Origin of the sequence: Halosolutus halophilus (assembly GCF_022869805.1) — an archaeon.
In the GTDB taxonomy this organism is placed as follows: Archaea; Halobacteriota; Halobacteria; order Halobacteriales; family Natrialbaceae; genus Halosolutus; species Halosolutus halophilus.
The window spans coordinates 4,018,162-4,036,118 of sequence record NZ_CP094974.1; the positions used below are offsets into that span (position 1 = coordinate 4,018,162).

At 54.4% G+C, this 17,957-nt stretch carries 14 protein-coding genes; 7 read left to right on the top strand and 7 right to left on the bottom strand.

Features of this window, described 5'->3' with window-relative positions; all coding sequences use genetic code 11:
- The first annotated feature begins 87 nt into the window (after positions 1-87).
- Genes MUG98_RS19875 through MUG98_RS19890 form a run of 4 tightly spaced genes read left to right on the top strand, consistent with a single transcriptional unit; the run spans position 88 to position 10,513 of the window.
- A complete protein-coding gene (locus MUG98_RS19875; RefSeq protein WP_265109158.1) occupies positions 88-3,396 on the top strand; it encodes an ATP-binding protein in 3,309 nt (1,102 codons plus the stop codon).
- Positions 3,393-4,010: a DUF7680 family protein gene (locus MUG98_RS19880; protein WP_265109159.1), complete on the top strand. Its 618-nt coding sequence runs from the start codon at positions 3,393-3,395 to the stop codon at positions 4,008-4,010. The genes MUG98_RS19875 and MUG98_RS19880 overlap by 4 nt, the downstream gene beginning before the upstream one ends.
- A 9-nt stretch (positions 4,011-4,019) precedes the next feature.
- Entirely contained in the window at positions 4,020-6,875 is a 2,856-nt protein-coding gene (locus MUG98_RS19885) for a DUF1156 domain-containing protein (protein ID WP_265109160.1), read from the top strand.
- Positions 6,875-10,513, top strand: coding sequence for a DEAD/DEAH box helicase (locus MUG98_RS19890; RefSeq protein ID WP_265109161.1), 3,639 nt, complete (start codon positions 6,875-6,877; stop codon positions 10,511-10,513). The genes MUG98_RS19885 and MUG98_RS19890 overlap by 1 nt, the downstream gene beginning before the upstream one ends.
- Here MUG98_RS19890 and MUG98_RS19895 read toward each other — a convergent pair.
- Complete coding sequence (locus tag MUG98_RS19895; RefSeq protein ID WP_265109162.1) at positions 10,510-10,740, bottom strand: hypothetical protein; 231 nt, start codon at positions 10,738-10,740, stop codon at positions 10,510-10,512. The genes MUG98_RS19890 and MUG98_RS19895 overlap by 4 nt on opposite strands.
- Before the next feature lie 133 nt (positions 10,741-10,873).
- Here MUG98_RS19895 and MUG98_RS19900 point away from each other — a divergent pair, with 133 nt between their 5' ends.
- A complete protein-coding gene (locus MUG98_RS19900; protein WP_265109163.1) occupies positions 10,874-11,530 on the top strand; it encodes a DUF3800 domain-containing protein in 657 nt (218 codons plus the stop codon).
- 343 nt (positions 11,531-11,873) lie between these two features.
- Here MUG98_RS19900 and MUG98_RS19905 read toward each other — a convergent pair whose 3' ends face one another.
- Both MUG98_RS19905 and MUG98_RS19910 read right to left on the bottom strand, forming a co-directional pair.
- On the bottom strand, positions 11,874-12,137 hold the full coding sequence (locus MUG98_RS19905; RefSeq protein ID WP_265109164.1) for a DUF8156 family protein: 264 nt from the start codon (positions 12,135-12,137) through the stop codon (positions 11,874-11,876).
- Positions 12,137-12,832, bottom strand: coding sequence for a hypothetical protein (locus MUG98_RS19910; protein WP_265109165.1), 696 nt, complete (start codon positions 12,830-12,832; stop codon positions 12,137-12,139). The genes MUG98_RS19905 and MUG98_RS19910 overlap by 1 nt, the downstream gene beginning before the upstream one ends.
- A 93-nt stretch (positions 12,833-12,925) precedes the next feature.
- On the opposite strand from MUG98_RS19910, the gene MUG98_RS19915 reads away from it, so the two are divergent.
- Positions 12,926-13,111, top strand: coding sequence for a hypothetical protein (locus MUG98_RS19915; protein WP_265109166.1), 186 nt, complete (start codon positions 12,926-12,928; stop codon positions 13,109-13,111).
- Positions 13,112-13,142: 31 nt separating this feature from the next.
- Here MUG98_RS19915 and MUG98_RS19920 read toward each other — a convergent pair whose 3' ends face one another.
- From MUG98_RS19920 to MUG98_RS19930, 3 genes are all read right to left on the bottom strand, one after another.
- Positions 13,143-13,673 carry a HEPN domain-containing protein gene (locus MUG98_RS19920; RefSeq protein WP_265109167.1) on the bottom strand — a complete coding sequence of 177 codons (531 nt, stop codon included), beginning with the start codon at positions 13,671-13,673 and terminating at the stop codon, positions 13,143-13,145.
- Positions 13,674-14,025: 352 nt separating this feature from the next.
- A complete protein-coding gene (locus MUG98_RS19925) occupies positions 14,026-14,304 on the bottom strand; it encodes a DUF3006 domain-containing protein (RefSeq protein ID WP_265109168.1) in 279 nt (92 codons plus the stop codon).
- A gap of 5 nt (positions 14,305-14,309) precedes the next feature.
- Entirely contained in the window at positions 14,310-15,764 is a 1,455-nt protein-coding gene (locus MUG98_RS19930; RefSeq protein WP_425601061.1) for a lamin tail domain-containing protein, read from the bottom strand.
- Between the two features lie 278 nt (positions 15,765-16,042).
- Between MUG98_RS19930 and MUG98_RS19940 the strand changes: the two genes are divergently transcribed.
- Positions 16,043-16,768 (top strand): hypothetical protein, encoded by a 726-nt coding sequence (locus MUG98_RS19940; protein WP_265109169.1) that lies wholly within the window; start codon positions 16,043-16,045, stop codon positions 16,766-16,768.
- Positions 16,769-16,800: 32 nt separating this feature from the next.
- On the opposite strand, the gene MUG98_RS19945 is transcribed toward MUG98_RS19940, so the two are convergent.
- Positions 16,801-17,742, bottom strand: a complete 942-nt coding sequence (locus MUG98_RS19945) for a hypothetical protein (protein WP_265109170.1) — start codon at positions 17,740-17,742, stop codon at positions 16,801-16,803.
- Between the last annotated feature and the right edge of the window lie 215 nt (positions 17,743-17,957).

The following is a 17,957-nucleotide window of genomic DNA, read 5'->3' on the forward strand; positions in this document are numbered from 1 at the left end:
AAAAGACGAAGAGGAGCATACGTCTCTTGATTCCGTCATCAAGACGCTCCTCAAGGAACGCACCAATGGTACTACCTCTACAAAAGAATGAGCGACACGCCCACAATCGCCGGTAAGACGAATCGACCGCCGAGTATCTTCGACACATGTGTACCTCGCCAAGACGTTCTAACCGGTGAACTCGCCGAAGACCAATTCGCGGCCAGTCTCGCAGACGTCGCCCATAGCAACGACGCACCCGGCGTCTACGCTGACCCACGTCTCTTCTTCGAGAAAACCTACCCCACTAGCGGTCTTCAGGAACTGCTCACGCGTCTCGCAACTCGTTTCGTCGGCGCGCATAACGACGACTACACCGGCACCAACGGCATTCTCCGGCTCGACACCAGCTTCGGTGGTGGGAAAACCCACAACCAGATCGCCGCTTATCATCTCGCAGAATCACCGAGTGCTGTTCCCGATCTTTCTGACTTCATCCTCGATCAGGACATCGCTGACGAGTATACCGACGCCGCCGCACTCGGTCTCGATGCAAACACAGCGGTTTTCGTCGGAACTCACGTTGATGCCGAGGACGCCCGTTCGAACTACGATGATCCTGATGCTCCGGCAACGAAGACGATGTGGGGGGAAATAGCATACCAGCTCTTCGGCCGTGAAGGCCATGAGTTCCTGCGCGAAAACGACGAGAACCGAACCCCTCCAGGAACTACCAAACTCGAACGACTCTTCGAGCGGAACGACAACCCCTCGCTCATCCTCATCGACGAGATCGCGGCATATCTCGAACAAGCTGCCGCTGTCGAAATCGGGGATTCGACGCTCGCAAAGCAAACGAATACCTTCCTGATGTCGCTGCTGTCCGCGACACAGAACAACGACAAGGTTACCGTCGTTCTGAGCATCGCGGATACCGCCTTTGCGGATCAAGCTGAGGACGTTCGCGGGCTCGTCTCCGAGACCATCTCAGAGTTCAACAGCATCAGCGACCGAGTCGAAGGCTCCATCACCCCAACCGAAGACAACGAAATTGCTGCTGTCCTTCGACATCGTCTGTTCGAAAGCGTCGAAGGAGATGGTCGCGACGCTACTGTAGATGCCTACGCATCGTTCTACGCGGGGGATCAAGATTCCTTCCCAGATAGTGCGGCAAGTCCGGAACATCGAGACCGCCTCGAAGACAGCTATCCAATTCACCCTACGGTCATCGATACACTCACAGAGGAACTCGACTCACTTCCGTCGTTCCAGCGTACTCGCGGAGCGCTTAAGCTACTCTCTCGCGCAGTATACCGACTCTGGCAGCACCAGAACGACAACCAAGAACGCCACTTCGTTCGATTGTTCGATCTGCATCCCTCCGATGGGGACGTTCGTTCGACGCTCCTCCGACTGTTCTCGTCGGTGGATATGGACTTCGAAGCCGCAATCAAAGCCGACATCTACTCGGAAGACGGGACGGCGAACGCAGAAGAGGAAGATCGGAACTGGGTCAAGAACGGCCACCCACCGCTTGGAACACACCTTACGACAGCGATCCTCTGGAAAAGCATCGTCAAAGGGGCCGACGGGCGTGGCACCACACGCCGTCCACTTCGCCACGCAATCGCCAATACCGAGGTTGAGTTGGCGCACTACGATGACGCGCTCAATAACCTCCTTGGAGAAGGTCGCCGGTCTGCGTGTTTCTACCTGCACGGAGACAACGGTGAGAAGATCCAGTTCAAGTCCGAGCCGAATTTGACGAAACTCATCGATTCCGTCGTCGAGCAGCTGCAAGACGGGCTCGCCCGACGGCACCTCGAAGAAGCTCTCGACGAGGCGCTCGGTCAGGGTAGCCTCAATATAATTGTCGGGCCGGAGGAACCACACGAGATTCCGGATACGGCTGACGAAGCACATCTGTGCGTGATGGACTTCGATACAGTTACCATCACGGACTATGAGACAGTCCCAGAGGCAATCCAAACGCTGTTCAAGAACACGGCATCGTCGAGTGGTGGGCAGAAGACGCCACGGGTATTCAAAAACAACGTCGTCTTCCTCGCGGCGAGCGCGAACGACGTGACAGACGCGAAGCGGACTGCAGAACGCGTCGCCGCCATCAAACACATCCAGAACAACCTCGGCGATCAGCACGAACTTAACACCGAACAGCAGGACAAGCTCGGTGAACGACTAGATAGCGCGAAAGGTACGCTGGATCAAGACATCAAGAAGGCGTACACGCACCTCTACTTCCCTACTGGGGATGGGCTTGCTCATCGGAACGTCACGACCGACAGCACCATCCATCAGAGTGTCATCGAAAAACTCGATGAGGCAGGCGCTATCATCCCCGAAGGTGAGGACGCCTACGGTGTTGATTGGTTCGAGGCGACGATCTGGAACGTCGGTGCGGCCTCGATGACGACGCGGGCAATCGAAGAACAGTTCGGCAAGCGTCAGGACGCGGAGATCCTACTGTCACCGATTCCCCTGCGAAAGACGATTGCCCAACTCGTTCGTGAAGACGGGTACGCATACTGGGACGATGAGCAGAAGATCGGGTACTACACATCTGGAACGACGCTCATGGCGGACGACCACGAGATCGACGACGCGAAGAATCTCCACGCAGATCTCAGCTACCAGGACGTTAAACTCTCACAGTCGCACACACTCTATACCTCTCTCGACGAGCTGGTTGACGACGTAGGGAGTGAGACCGAGTGGGAGGACCCTGACGAAGACGAAGAGATAGAGGATGAGACAACGGATGGCGATGATAAGGGGGCTAGCGGCGGTAGCGGTGGTGGTTCAGGTGGTGGTTCAGGTGGTGGTGATGACGAGCCTGAGCCGTTCAGTAAACTCATCGAGGTTCGCACCTCCGAACCGGCACACGTTTCCCGTGCACTTCAGGAGATGCGGGCTGACATCGCCGATGAACTCACCAGCGCTCGCGAGGAATATAACGGACACCCTGACGAACTGACGCCGATTGTCGAAGGTGTGTGGATTCATATCGACGGAGCTGATGCGTGGAAAGGTGCGTGGTTCACCGCAAACAAACTCAGCAACGATGAGGACTTCGCGGAGGACACGATAATGGACTTCGATTATGAGGCCAACGACGGTGCAGACTCGAAATCGGAGTTTGAAGTCGATTTCGAGGGACGCCCGGACGTCTTCGCGAGCCATCTCCGGTTCAATATGGAGCCGGAGGATCTCGCGAACCCTGATGGCGGTCGTACCGCAGAGGCCGAGTTCGCCATCGAGTTCGACGAAGGCGATGACCGTCTTTATGGGGATACGTTCGACGCACTCGACGGACTCCTCGCGGTCGACAACGCGTTCACCGTCACAATGCACACGCAAATTCGTGTAATCGAGTCCAGCGAAGTAGCTCAAGTATGAGCCGGGGGATAGCAGAGGGGAATTCGTTCGCCTTCACCACCGGTGCGTACGGAAATCGACCCACGTTCGTGTTGACGCGCGATCGGGTCGACGACCAGCACGAAATCTCACTGTACGAGCTGGCTCCCCGTGATATCGCGACCGCTCGCCGGGAACGGTTCGAGAGAGCGCAAAAGTCAGTGAGCGTCTCAGTATGCGAACTGAATGAGGCAATCATCGGCGAAAGCTCTCCGTCTGAACTCCCGGGAGCAGACGATACAGCATACGACTGGGATGACTGGTGTACGATTCGTATCGCTACGTTGCGTGGCGGAGCGTTCAACGAGGTGAGTTACCTCATCGAATCCACCTTTCGTGAGCTGAGTCTTGATCCCGAGACCGTCTGTACAGGAGGCCCAGCAAGCGTCAGTCTCCCGGAGGCTGCTGGTGTTCGGCTTTCGATCGCGTTCCGTGCGATGAAGCCGATGCGACGCCGGGACCGTCTCCGAGAAGTTGCGAAGGGAATCGACCAGATGAGTCTGGGTGAGTGCTACTACTGGCACGCCAAGGCTCGCTCGCCATCCTCCCCCAGCGGTACGAAAGCACTTCGCGTCCTACTCACCGACCACATCTAATAGCCAACAATGTCTGAGAAATCATTCCTCGACGAAACAGAGGTTCCCGAGAACGTCGCAATCGAGTCGAAACTTCCTCTCAATGCAATCGATATTGAGAGTCAGAAAGATATGGAATCCGGCCGTTATCACGCGCTCCGGAGCCTACACAAATGGTTTGCTGCACGACCTACTCCAGCGGTCCGGCTAGCTGTGCTGGCCTCGGTGTACCCCGGCGAGTTCGACTCTGACGAACTCCTCCGGCTTATGAAAATTGGGCCGAAGGAACTGGACACCGGTATTACTGACTATGTCGAGAAGAAATTCACCGAAAAGAAAGGGAGTGGAACTCTTGACGATCATTACGGGTACCCGAACCCCAACACACAGTCCCCGACGGAGGCCGAGATCGAGCAGCTTCAGTCAAAACTCCGTGAAGCGTGGGGCGGAGAACTCCCAACAATTCTGGATCCAACCGCAGGGCGGGGAATTATTCCCTTCGAGACTATTCGGTATGGAATTCCAGCAAAAGCGAACGAGCTGAATCCCGTTCCTTCACTTATTCTGAAGGCCGGCTTGGAGTACGCGCCCGAGATTGGGTCACTTGATCCAGATATCCGCGAATGGCGAGACAAAATCCTCGAGACCGCCAGAGAGAACATCGAACCCTACTACCCCACGGAAGAGCCTGGTCGCCAGATCCTCAATTCGGCGATGACGTATATCATTCAGTGTGAATCATGTAGTGGGGAGATACCGCTCGTCTCCAAGTGGTGGCTGAATAAGGAATCGGACGGTGGGGATGCGATTAAGCCGATTTACGAGGATGGCACAGTAGAATATACCCACGTTCGCGTTGAGAACGAACCGGAATATGACCCAAAAGAGGCACCACTGAGGGGACGGAGTGCCGAGTGTCCCCACTGTGATGTCGTGAACGAGAAAGAGGACGTTCGGAAGAAGATTCACGACGGTGAATTTGAGTACAGCATCTACGGAGTGAATTACGAGACCGAAAGTGGAGACCGTGTCTATCGTGCTGGCGGGGAAGTTGACCAGAAAGGGATAGCGAAAGCTGCTGAACGAGTCGAGAGCGATTTCGATCTCCTCACTTTTCTAAGTGAACCAATAGACGTGAGTAGCCGTACCAATGACCCGACCAGCTACGGGATGGATGAGTGGCGAGACATATTCACCCCTCGCCAGCTGGTCGTACAATATGAATTTGTAAATGCGTTCCGTAAGCAGAAGCCCGAAATCCAGAGCAAGTACGATACGAAACGTGCGAATGCAATTCTGACGATACTTGCTTTAGCTGGAAGTCGGGCTATGAATTATAATACGAGGCTCAATCAGTGGCGAGATTCAAGAGGCTATGGGAGCCATATCTTCACTGATAATAACCTTAGTCTGAAGCGGATGACGGTTGACAACAATCTATCTGCCCCCCGGAGAGGATATCAGAAGCATTCAGAGCACGTGTTCGATGCATATGAGAAGCTAGTTTCGTATCTCCCGGACACAGAAAGTGCGGAAGTTGTATCTACGGATGCAGGTCAGTTGACGACTGAGTTTGATCCCGGTTCGGTTGACGCAGCAATCGTTGATCCGCCGTATTATAGCAGTATTATGTATGCAGAGCTTTCGGATGTATTCTATGTCATCCAGAAGGAGTATATGGAAGATATTCACCCAGAGATCTACAGTTCGAATCTGACAGACAAGGATAACGAAGCGGTAGCAAACCCGTATCGATTCGAGGAGATCGCGGACGACGAGCAATCGAAGAAAGAGCTTGCAGATGAACATTACGAGAGTAAGATGCAAGAGATCTTTTCAGAAGTCCAAAAACTCCTCAGTCCTGGCGGCGTTATGACCGTGATGTTCACTCATCGGGAAATGGACGCTTGGGACACTCTAACTTCCGCTCTCATTAGTGCTGGATTCACTATTACTGCAACACACCCAATCAAGACAGAGATGTCAGACAGGATCGGTATGCAGGGCAAAGCGAGCGCGGATAGTTCTATTTTCCTTGTTGCTCGCAAGCAGGTAACTAATTCACCAGAACGGACACTTTGGGAGGATGTTCAAGAGGGGATTCGGCAAGCTGCTCGTGAACGTGCTGAGGAAATTCTCGACTCAGGCTATAACATCTCCAAGACAGACACGGCGATTGCTGCATACGGTCCGACGCTTCAGAAATACGCAGAAGCATTCCCAGTGGTGAATAAGAAGGGCGAAGAAATTCGCCCACGAGAAGCGCTTGGTCAGGCACGAGAAGCAGTAACTGGTGTTCTTGCTGAACGCTTCCTCAAGACCGAAGGTCTCGAGCAACTCGATTCACTCACGCGATGGTACATCCTCTCTTGGCTGATCTACGAAAACGATACCATCCCCTATGACGAAGCTCGACAGCTCGGTGTCGCAGCGAACGTGGACATTGACAACATCAAGCGCACAACGAAAATCTGGGGAAAGAGCAAGAAGGACATCGTCCTGAAAGACCAGGATGACCGAGTGCAGGACATCGTTCTCCTGAAAAGTGATAGCGCCGACAACCCCTCTTCTCGAAAGTATCCCGTGAATCCGACTGATATGCGGTTTACCTACACAATCGATGCAGTTCACGCAGCGATTCACGTGTACGAGCGGGAAGGACCCCGTGCTGCTTGGGATTGGCTCTCGGACAGAGATTTCAAGTCGAACCAAGAGTTTGAAGCAACCATTACAGCTCTTTTAGAGGTTCTCCCGACGGAATCAGATATGCGGGAAACTCTGGTGAATCTAGTCTCTGGTGAAACGGGTGACTACCTAGACATCAACCTTGATCACATCGATATGTCCGGTGAAAACAGGCAAACCGAACTCGGTGACCATCAGTAATGTCGCTACAGGACGTCTCATGGGAACCGGTGTACGAGAGCGAGTTCCGGACCAACCGAACGCTCATGGAGACGTTCTATCGGCCATTCCTCGACGAAGTCATCCGGTATGATCGACTCGCCGGTTATCTCAGTCTGCGCAGCTTGGTGCACGCCCTTGAAGGCGTTGACTCCCTCCTCGAAACCGACGGGACTGTCCGTGTCATCGCTGGTGCCGACCTCCAGAAACGCGAAAAAGGTGCGATGTTCCCTGACGCGGATGAACCCCTCGAACCGTGGGTTGAATCCCAACTCGCCATTATCGCCACCCTCTTAGATCGCGGTGACCTCCAAATCAAGGTCGGCGACCCGAAAGCCGGTGACGGGCTCTTTCATCCAAAGCTCGGCATCGGTGTGGATCGCGACGGCAATAAGATCAGCTTCGAGGGGAGCATCAACGAGACACTCAGTGCGTGGCAGTACAACTACGAACGCTTCAAAGTCCATCGCTCATGGAGTCGCGGCGAAGCAAAGTACGTCGAAGAAGACGTCTCGACGTTCAACGCCCTCTGGAACGGTTTCCACCCCTCCGTCGATGTCTACCAGCTCGACGAAGCCGCACGCCAGGGCATCATCGACTGGAAAGACACCGACGGCTCGCTCGACGAACACGTCGAACGCGTCAAAAACCACGATCCACAAACGACAGTTCCTGAAGACGATACCGCCGGCGTGGTCTCACTTGCCGGGCGTACGCCCGGTGGGATACATCTTGCGGAGGAAATCAGCACTGTCACTCCCTGGCCCCACCAACGCACAATCTCCGATACGGCAGTCAGTATCTACCCGAATAACCTCTTGTTCTGCGACGAAGTCGGTCTTGGCAAAACCATTGAAGCTGGCCTAACGCTCTCACGATTGATACAGGTGGGGGAGGTGGAGAACGCCATGTTTCTAGTTCCTGCGGGGCTGGTCCAGCAGTGGCAGAACGAACTCCTTGACCGGTTCAACATTCACGCCTACTACCACGAGCGGTCCTACGACGGCGACTATATGATCGGTCCTCTCGGGAGCTCGGAAAATAACCGCATCCCCACGACCGGAACCATCGACGCCGACACTTGGGAAAACACGCCGATTGGATCGTTCATTACCGAGAGAGACGAGCCGACCGTCGTAATCGAGTCATGGCATACCGCCCGCCGTGAGAACAACCAGGAACATGTCGCCCCATTAGTCGATGGGAATGTATGGGACCTGACGGTAGTGGACGAGGCACACAGCGCTCGCGAAGAGACGAAGCTCTACGATCTCCTTGGACGGGTTAAAGATGACTCTCAATGCCTCTACGCACTCACAGCGACGCCGATGCAGCTGAATGTCGGCGAGCTCTACGATCTCCTTAGGCTGTGTGATCTCCCCCAAGGCTGGGACGACAAGGAACGATTCGTCGAATTCTTCGAGACACGACAAGCGCTCAAGGATAGTCTCGACACCATCGGGTCTCGCTATCAGAACGTCGCGGATGGACAGGAACAAGTCCTCCAGCAGTTCCAGAAGGAACTGGATCTCGAAGAGGGCGAAGGACGGCCCAGAATCGAACGCTTCGGGCAGCTCCTCCACGAACACCTCACGTCGAATCCCGGCTATGATGACCAAGCAAACGAGCTAGTCGATTTGACAGATACAGAATCAATCCAACAACGCAAAGCCCTCGAGAAACTCGTCGGCGTGCGAGAGACCTCGTCTCGATTCGACGATCCACGCTCACTAATATTCGACGGTGGCCCAACGGAATGGGCTGCGCTAGTTGAGGCGTCCCAGTGGGCTACACCGGTTCAGTCCCGCATCTTCCGGAATACTCGTGCGGTTCTGGAGAAGTGCCAGGACATCGGATTACTCGACGACACCGTCCCAACACGAGACGTCGAGACGAAACGCATTGAGTTGGGGGGCGCAGAGCCGCTGTACGATCAGGTTGAGCAGTATATTGATGAGACGTACAAGCAGTCGCAGAAGGTGCTGACCGGGAAGGAGAAGCTCGCGTTGGGCTTCGTGATGACCACTTACCGCCAGCGCCTGACGAGCAGTCTGCATGCCATTAAGCAGAGTCTCCAGCGCCGGATGGAGAAGCTGGACGAGAAGGTCGAGGATATGACCGAGGAGGTCTCCGAACTTAGCAGGGATGCCGGGGTAACGGAGGCAACAATCGACGAGGCGATCGGCCAAGCATCTCTTGACGCCTATCAGCCAAGCAGTCGTGGCGCAGCGGATGTAGTTCAGGCTGAACGGGCAGCCCTCCAAGAGTTCGTAGACGATCTCAAGCAGGCGCATACAGACCCGAAAGTCGCTCAACTGCGCCGAGATATTCGCTCGCTCCGTCAGAGCGCCCGAGATAACATCATCATCTTCACGCAGTACCACGACACACTCGAGCACATCCGTGAGACCCTGACTGATACGCATCCGAACGTCGGTACGTACAGTGGTGGGGGCGGGATGCAGTACGACGAAACAGCAGGCGAGTGGGTTAACGTCGGTAAAGAAGCGATCAAGCGTGATTTCACCGATGGAGACACTAACATCTTGATCTGCACAGACAGCGCGAGTGAAGGGTTGAACCTCCAGACTGCGGATGCGCTGATCAACTTTGATTTGCCGTGGAATCCGATGCGAGTCGAACAACGCATCGGTCGAATTGACCGTATTGGTCAGAAGAACGAGATCGTGAAGATCATCAACTACGCGTACAAGGACAGCATTGACGGCGATATCTACGAGGAGCTGGAAGGGCGTTTGCAGTTGTTCGAGAACGTGGTCGGGCCGATGCGTCCCGTCCTGAACAGTATCGAGCAAGATATTAAAGACGCCGTAATGGGTGGTTCCGACGGGAAGGACACTGGAGAGCCTAGCGAGCAAGTTGTTGAAGAGGCGGACTCGCGGGCGAAGCGTGTACGGAAGAAAGCTGAAGAGACCGGCCTGACAAGTAAGGCTGGTGACGCATCGACGCGAGAGTCGATTATCGAGAGTTCTGGGCTTGATGGGTGGGAACCGTATTGCTACCCGGCGTTTGAAGAAATCGGTACCGGTGATCGTTCGTATGAGCCGTTGGTGAGCTTGGAAACGATCGAGACACTATTGACGCAGAGTGACCGGCTTGAAGAGGCTGAGTGGACGTTTACTGCTCTCCGAAATCATACTCGCGCCGATGACTTCGACGAAGTCGTTGATGACGCGTACGTGCTGGAGTTGCCAGATGGTGGCGCGGTAGCGATGCCGGAGTCACGGGGTGAGACTGCACAGGCAGAACTCGGAAGTGACAGTGGTGTTGTAGTGTCGTTTAAGCCAGAGATTGCTGAGGGGTTCCCGTCGATTCGAATGCTTCTACCGGGAGATCCGCTGTTTCAGGTGCTCGTCAGCGAAGCAACTCCAGAGGAAGTGGATAGCCTGGAGTTCGTCTGCGGTCGGTGTGGAGAGAGTGGGTCGTCGGTCACTCGACTTCGTCGTGTGTCTGAAGCGAAACAGGCGACTGTAGTGGAGCCAGCAGCGACAAGTGACGGAATGAAAGACCTGCTTGGTGGAACGAACTCGATTACAAATCCCGACGATGCCGAACAGACTGTTCTGAACTGGTTGGCACAGTGGCCAATAACAGATTAGAAGATATTCTCGCCCGCGAAGAGATAGTCGAGGCGGTGGCGCGTCGGAAGCTGGCGAACGTCCACTCGGATGGCGATGATCCCGACGTCGAGGAATACAAGCGGATCCAGGAGGCGAAAGAGCAGATGCTCGATATCGAGCTTGAGCGGCTGTAGGTCGACGGTGACCGTGTTAGTTACGATCGGTTCCGCGTCCTGTAGCACGAGACACTGGAGGCTGTTGAGCAAGATGTCTTCGACCTCTGTGTCGAGAAGTACAAGCGCATCTAGTCGGTCAAGGATCAGTGGTCCGAACGGTAACCGAGAGGCTATTTTTCTCGCCAGACTTATATCAAACCGATGCGATTATTCGCTCGGCTAAATGCAGGGATTCGGCGACGTGTCTGGCCATTTTCGAAGTCTGATTAACGGCCATTGCGATGTTGTCGTCGTTGCGGTTGTCTTCGGCGATATTATCCAGGCAGGGCAATGTCCAAAACAGACTGTCCGTAACGTTTCGGACGTTGAGGAAGCGAAATGGTCAGATCTCACCGAGATCCAGAAGCGGCGGTTCATCGACTGTCTCGCAGAGAACGACGATACTGAACTCGGGTACGCCAAGTTCACTCGTGAGCAGCTCCAAACATTAACCGATCAGTATCTCCTGTATCAGGACGTCAGTTTTCCACCCGATTGGGACCTCGCTCTCACTGGGTACGCCTATGGCGAGCTGCTTTTTGAGCAGAGAGCTCGCGATGCACGTCGTGTGATTTTCGAATTTGATCACGTCGCCTCACAATCGGACTCAGCAGACATCGCTAGCCACATCGAAGAATTCGTTCCCAATTCGGATCCGAAATACAATAGTTCGCACAGCAGTTCTGGAATCCAAGCTGCCGACTGTTTTGCCGGGGCGGTAGCAGAAGATCACAAACGCGATACGAATTGGATAGACGCAATCGATAACGACCGTATCACCTCCTGTAGCGAGACATCTCTTGTCAAGTTAGAGAACGATCTCGATAACTACGACCGGTGATGCCTCTCAGAGAAGTTAGTGCCGGACCGTGGTCGGCCTCCCACCCGCTGGCCTGCTGGATCGCCGAACCTTCAATCCAGACCCGAGGACCCAGCAGACGAGGTGCTTTTAGCACCTCTGCGAGGTCATCGACCTCTCACGGCTTTATCGGTAGTAGTAGCTACTAGCCAGACCCTGATAAATATGATGGTATGATTGAAAGTGTACCAGTTTGAGATTCGGAGAGTCTTGTATACCCGTATCTGAAGCGTTCATACTGGGGATTACACTTTCAGAGAAAATAGACGTGACAGTAATTCTCGTTCGCGTTACTCGTGATTCGTGTGCTTGCCTGTCCCATGGATTAATCGAATTCAGCGCGAAGTTCCTTGATCTCTGACTCGAGTTCCTCAATCCGGAATTCCTGTGCGAGGCAGACCGAGATAAGGAACGGTTCCATCACCGTCATCTCGTTCTGGATCCCAGCCGCGTCGGCAAAGCCGCGCCCGTGATCGAACAACTGGTCGAACTCCTCCTGGAACTCCTGCCGAAGCGCGCGGCGGAACGGCTGCCAGTCCTCTTCGAGGCGACGCAACCGATCGCGATAGGTTGGGTTCGTGCGTCCCATCAGGCCACCTCACTGATCGAACCCGCAGTGATCGCCGTCGGATAGACAGCCTCCCGCTGCTCGAGGACGGTCGCCCAGAACGCGAGCGTCGTCTGGACCCACCCGTCCCCCAACGAGTAGACTAGCGTCTCGAAGTTCTCACCGCTGAACCGCGGCCCCTCCGACGTCTCCTCGCACTCGAGGCGATCCGTAGCACACGAGGCGACCGGCTCGGCAAACGCGTCGTCGTCCGTTCGCGAGACCAACACCGGACAGTCGTACCGTCGAGCCGCACCTGCCAAGCGCGCGAGCGCGTGGACAAGCATCTCGTGCCCCTCGCACTCCTGGAGGTCGTCGTCGCGATAGAACGCGTCGATCGCTGGCACGATGACCAGGCCGACGTCGTCCTCGTCGACGCCGGGCGCTGCGAACCTCTCGTCACCTAGCAACCGCTCGCAGAGCGTGTAGTGCTGGTAAGCGGTGAATGCCCGCGCCACTTGGATCCGATCGAGGATGCGCTGACTGGGCGAGATCCTGACGAGCGGCTCGGTCTGGGCGTAGCCGTGTGTGTCGATCCACCAGGCCGTGGATCGCTCCATCAGCACGTGATCGACGACGAGCGCGTGCAGCGGGCCCGGCGCAGTCGACTCGAGGAGTGTCACTTCGGGGTCGAGAGACGGAAGCTCGGGAACGGCGTGTTCAGCGTGTGCGGCCATACTGCTCAGATGGATGGCTTGTCAGTTAACCATCACCGAGTGGTTTCCGTTTCTTCCGATACTTTTTATCGAAAGCCGCGGCCAACGCCGGTGATGCTCTCCGTTCGACAGGAAGATCTTCTGATTGCGATCGCACTCGCAGAGTTCAGCTACGAAACCGAGGACGTCGATCCCAAACTTGCCGATCACGCGTGGCAGTTGGCCGCCGATCGACTCGTTTCGTGGGACGTCACGCCGAGAGAGGCTGTCGACAACTTGGAGATCGGTGAGAGATCATAAAATTTCTGGAGTTAAGTATATAATTTAGATGTTAGTTATAATAATCCAGTAATTTCTGAGCTGTTTCTAAGCAAAATTCAGCATCAGATATTGCCCTGTCCGCGTCTTCCGCTTCCATAAATGAATGAGACGGAACATTCGCTTTAGGGTACCCGTATTTAGCAACCTCGTAGTAAGGTTTCCAAACTTTTGTTAAAAATATAACTCTCTTAACATCTTCTGTTATGTCTAATTCATCAGGCAATTCATTTAGAAGGCCTATAGCCCGGTCGTCATCTAACTCAATAGCATGTGTTCCTGGAGGATCCTTATCTTCGAGTTTGAATATTGCTTTTGCAGATTGTTCTATACAAAACTGAGAATCAATCACAACATCTGCTATTTGAAATTTCTTTCCGGCTTCAATAAACCCTCTGGCCAAGACCTTAAGTGCAACAGAGGTATCGTCTTCAATCTCATCTTCAATCTCTTCTCTTTCTATCACCCATATTTCTTTACAATAATCGAGTTTGTTTTCAGCTTTCGAAATTTGCCTTCGTGCGTATTTGATATTCGGGTCCATATGGCTATTACGGAAAAGAAACGGAAAAATATTCGGTGTAGGTCGGCAATATCTTGGAATATTGTGATAAAATAAATTTAGAAGGAAAGGTAAGATGGCTATTTTATTGTGTGATACAGTCTAAGTCGATAACTTCCAGAAACGCAGTTCGAGATACATCGCTTGAACGCAGCGCGTGGATTTTAACAGGTAGCGGAGAGGGCGATGGTACGCTTATAACTACTTCGTCTGTACTGAGCATTTGACCGTCCAAGATTCACCTCTTATCGGACGAGAATTCTGGAACAGGTCCACTCGTGTACCATAGCTGGTCCTTCCTTGAGATTCTCTCTTTGCTAACTCCAGAACCGGCTCATTCCTCCCGATCGGACAACTTCTCCGACAACCGATCCAGTTTCTCCTGCGCAGATTCACGGCGGTCGCGCGTCGCGTCCGGCCGGTACTCCATTGACACCACCTCGCCATCCTCGATCGTCACCGAAAGCACGCCACCGCCCGTTTGAGCGGGCTCGGGCAGCTGATCAACAGGGACATTCACTTGCTCGATCACCTGCTCGTCCTCCTCGAGCAAGATCACGGCGATCTCGCCGTCCTCAATCCGGTCAACAACGCCGGTGTAGGTCCCATCCATCGTTCTCACCCCATCACAGGGGCGACAGCTCCATCAATCCCACTGGCCACCCCACCTGCGACACGCGGACGTGATGCCAGTGCAGTCGTCTCGTCGTCGGATTCGGGCGTTTCCGCGAGGATGTCCTCGGCGTCCGTCGAGAACGACTCGCACGTCTCCACATCGATCGACGTGCCATCGGTCCGCACCATAATATCGCCGTGGACTCCCGTCCAGTACGTTTCGATATCCCGCTCGGCAAACCGTTCGAGCACTTCGTCACTCGGGTGGCCGTACTGTGAGTCGTAGGCACTCGAGATGATGGCCGTCTCCGGATCGACGGTATCTACGAAGGCTTCGCTCGACGAGGTCGCTGACCCGTGATGGCCGGCTTTGTAGACGTCGCTCTCGAGATCACTCCCCCACTCGTCGATCAGATCCTGTTCGACTCCGGTGTCGACATCGCCGGTCATCATATACTGGAAGTCGCCGAATTCGAACGCCAGCACCACACTGTTGTCGTTGACATCGCCCCCGGAATCCCCGGCGGGTGGGTTCATCACCTGGGCGGAGACGTCGCCCTCGATCGGCAGTTCATCACCGCTTTCGACGATGAGAAGATCGACACCATATTTGTCGACAGCATCAAGGTAGTTCCCGTAGGTAGCGGAATCCGATGGGACGCCCGAATCGTACGCGGCCCCGACACCCTCACCGTTCGTCTCGAAGTGTTCGATCACGGCGGCGTGGCCGCCGATGTGATCGGCATCGGCGTGTGTCGCGACCAGGTGGTCGATCCGATCGATCCCCTGTGCTTCGAGGTAGGCGATTACCTCACTGCCATCCTGTCGCCAGTCCCCACTGTCGATCAGGATCGTCTCATCAGCTGGCGTGATGATGAGAGTCGAGTCGCCTTGCCCAACGTCGATGTGATGAATCTCGAGTTCGCCTTCGACAGTACTCGCACCGTCTCCATCGCTCTCGTCGCCGTTATCGACACCTGAATCGTCGTCCGACTCATTGAGATCGATATCGCCGTAGGCGTGCTCGAGCACGATCTGGTCGTTGGCGTCGACGAGCCGGACCACGTCGCCCTCGCCCCGCCAGATATTCACGTTGTACCCCCAGTACAGTTCGGTCTCTGTTGCGTCGCCTTCACCGGTCGTTACCTTCACCGTCTCCCCGGGCTCGAGGACGAACTCATCTGGGAAGGAAAACGGTGAGAGGCCGCCATCGACCTGCCCACCTTCTCGATCACGGAGTTCGAACCCAGAGAGATCGACGGGTTCATCGGCAGTGTTCTCCAGGGCGATGAACTCCTCATCGGGCGAGACGTCCTGGACATTCAGGTCGACGACCTCGAGGGCGTCCCCAACCGCCTGCGGGTCGTCGATCGCATCCTCGGTTCCTTCAGTGCCGCTCGCACATCCCGAAAGAACGACGAGAAGGGCCACGAAGACCACGAGGATCGTTCGGTTCACACACAGTTCATTTCAGGGAAGGCGCTTGAGTGTTCCGTCCGGTGAGATAATAATGCCTGTCGTTCACGCCATGTGTGACCGTCGCGATTACGGTGGGAGATTATTTACACGGGCGTCGGCGAGGACTGTGAGCTGCGTACGCTGATTGCTCGTGCGAAGTGGCAGTCGGTCCCTCCGCGGGGGGAAGTGTTGCACGACAAGGTGGGGTAATCTGAATCAATTCGCCCCGATCCCGGAGAAATATTTAATTGCTTAATTATCATATCCGTGGATGAATAATGTCCGAAGTTATCATCAAGGGTGAGGTACATTCCAGTAGAGGGGATTTCCGGGAAGAGCGAGACATACTGGCAGAAGGGGTCGACATACTGGTCATCGAAGGCAGCAAGGAGGAAACGGAACTCAGTTGGCTTCACGGCTGGTTCGGAGTGGCAATGATGATCTTTGAGTATCTGTTTGCCAGCTTTCTCTACACGGATCACCAGACTCTGGTCGACATCGCAAAGGGGCAAGAGGCTAACGTGGTCTACACCCGTGAGACTGATGCAGTTCTCATCAAAAACTCCCACAAGATCGTGGTCGGGACAGCATTCGTCCTGTTCTACTCTCTCATCTTTCTCTCGGCGTTGCTGGGGTTTCTTGGACATCACGTGTATGGTGCCGTGACTCTCCTGATGGCTGGACTCGGGCCGATCATTATCCTCCGAATCTACGAGACGAAGAAGTCCGGGAATAACCGGGACAAGAAGATCGCCAAGAAGATTGAGGAAGCCGCAGCGGACGGCGGTCGCGTCGTAGCAGTCATGGGCAATAGCCACGCGAAGAACGTGCCAGGTTACCTCCCTGAGGAGATGGATCCTGACGTTAGAGAACCAAATTACGGCTTCTTCTCGGTCTCAATGGGACGCGACCTGTTCGTTCCTGCGGTGCGGATGGTCGGGATGATGGGGGTCGTCTATCCGGCGTTTCTTATGATCTTTGAGGTCTATTTCGCGTTCATCTGACATAGTTTTGATTCCTCTGGTTGTACTGGTTTTCACCCCCTGAATTCTTCCTCAGGAACAACCGTCTCTGGATCATCACGAAGCGGAAATGCAAGTCCGAAGATGTGATCGAACATTACGTCCTCTCCTTCAAGTACCGGAACTGGTACTTCAGACAGGGATTCTTCGAGAGGCATTCCACCTTGGGGAGTTATCAGATTGTAAAGCGCGTCAAGGGTCAGTTCCGCAAATTTGTAGCAAGCCCATGCGTCAACGTGATAGAGGTCAATGCTGCAGTCGTAACCGTAATCGGTCGATTCGGAGGTGAGTCGAATGAAGCTGAACCCCCACTTATCTTCTCCGAGTCTCTCCTCTAATTCACTGATCTGGGTCTCAAAGTCTTCTCTCTGTTCTTCAGGGAGTTGGAACTGGTTTCCCAGCATCCCTCTCAGGTGAGAAGGAGTTACAGGAAGGATGCGGAAGCCGTGCTTGAAGTCGTTGAGCAGGGCTACATTATTCTCTGCAAAGTCGAGGATGGCGTTACTCGCACCTCTGTGGAGATCGGGATCCTCAATGAACTCGACCTCTTTGTTTTCAGGGTCGATTTCGTGGGGGCAGCCGAGAAGTCCGGCCGCTAAAGCATCCAGTTCGTGAATGTCGAACTCCTCATTTGACTCGACAGTAGCTAGCCCGTCAAGGTCTTCAGAAAGCGTTCCAACGGTCGCTATCCCGTCGGTTCGAAGCGCCTCAAGGACATGGTCTATATCCCCCCGATACGTTTCTTCTGCAACGAAGAACCACGGCATCTCGGGGTTCTGAGCATATGCAGCAAAAACGTGGGCGTAGATGTCGGTGAGTTGAACGAGACTGTAAAGCGCCTCTAATTTATCAGCCTCGTTATACTGATTGATCTTCTCAAGTCTATTGTCCCAGTACCGGAACGGATAGTAGAATTGCCAGAGGTACTTGAACGGAGAGATAGGCTGTTCCGACATTGTTTTTCGCTTACGGCCGCAGCGTCATATTCTTTGAGTGTGAATAATTGAGTCATTGGTCGAGGGTGCACCGATTGCGAGGTTCATGTCCTCCAACCGGTCAAGGAGACGTTGTCAGCGCTAAATATGCCAGACTACTCCGAAATTAATATCCTGATGCTGCCCAGCAAGGGCCAGTGTTCGAACTGCTGGTCTCGACGAACAATTCGACGAGG

Excerpts from the sequence above, each read along its gene's own strand:
- MUG98_RS19875 (WP_265109158.1), top strand. The coding sequence starts at position 88 with ATGAGCGACACGCCCACAATCGCCGGTAAGACGAATCGACCGCCGAGT.
- MUG98_RS19880 (WP_265109159.1), top strand. The coding sequence starts at position 3,393 with ATGAGCCGGGGGATAGCAGAGGGGAATTCGTTCGCCTTCACCACCGGT.
- MUG98_RS19885 (WP_265109160.1), top strand. The coding sequence starts at position 4,020 with ATGTCTGAGAAATCATTCCTCGACGAAACAGAGGTTCCCGAGAACGTC.
- MUG98_RS19890 (WP_265109161.1), top strand. The coding sequence starts at position 6,875 with ATGTCGCTACAGGACGTCTCATGGGAACCGGTGTACGAGAGCGAGTTC.
- MUG98_RS19900 (WP_265109163.1), top strand. The coding sequence starts at position 10,874 with ATGCAGGGATTCGGCGACGTGTCTGGCCATTTTCGAAGTCTGATTAAC.
- MUG98_RS19905 (WP_265109164.1), bottom strand. The coding sequence starts at position 12,137 with ATGGGACGCACGAACCCAACCTATCGCGATCGGTTGCGTCGCCTCGAA.
- MUG98_RS19910 (WP_265109165.1), bottom strand. The coding sequence starts at position 12,832 with ATGGCCGCACACGCTGAACACGCCGTTCCCGAGCTTCCGTCTCTCGAC.
- MUG98_RS19915 (WP_265109166.1), top strand. The coding sequence starts at position 12,926 with ATGCTCTCCGTTCGACAGGAAGATCTTCTGATTGCGATCGCACTCGCA.
- MUG98_RS19920 (WP_265109167.1), bottom strand. The coding sequence starts at position 13,673 with ATGGACCCGAATATCAAATACGCACGAAGGCAAATTTCGAAAGCTGAA.
- MUG98_RS19925 (WP_265109168.1), bottom strand. The coding sequence starts at position 14,304 with ATGGATGGGACCTACACCGGCGTTGTTGACCGGATTGAGGACGGCGAG.
- MUG98_RS19940 (WP_265109169.1), top strand. The coding sequence starts at position 16,043 with ATGTCCGAAGTTATCATCAAGGGTGAGGTACATTCCAGTAGAGGGGAT.
- MUG98_RS19945 (WP_265109170.1), bottom strand. The coding sequence starts at position 17,742 with ATGTCGGAACAGCCTATCTCTCCGTTCAAGTACCTCTGGCAATTCTAC.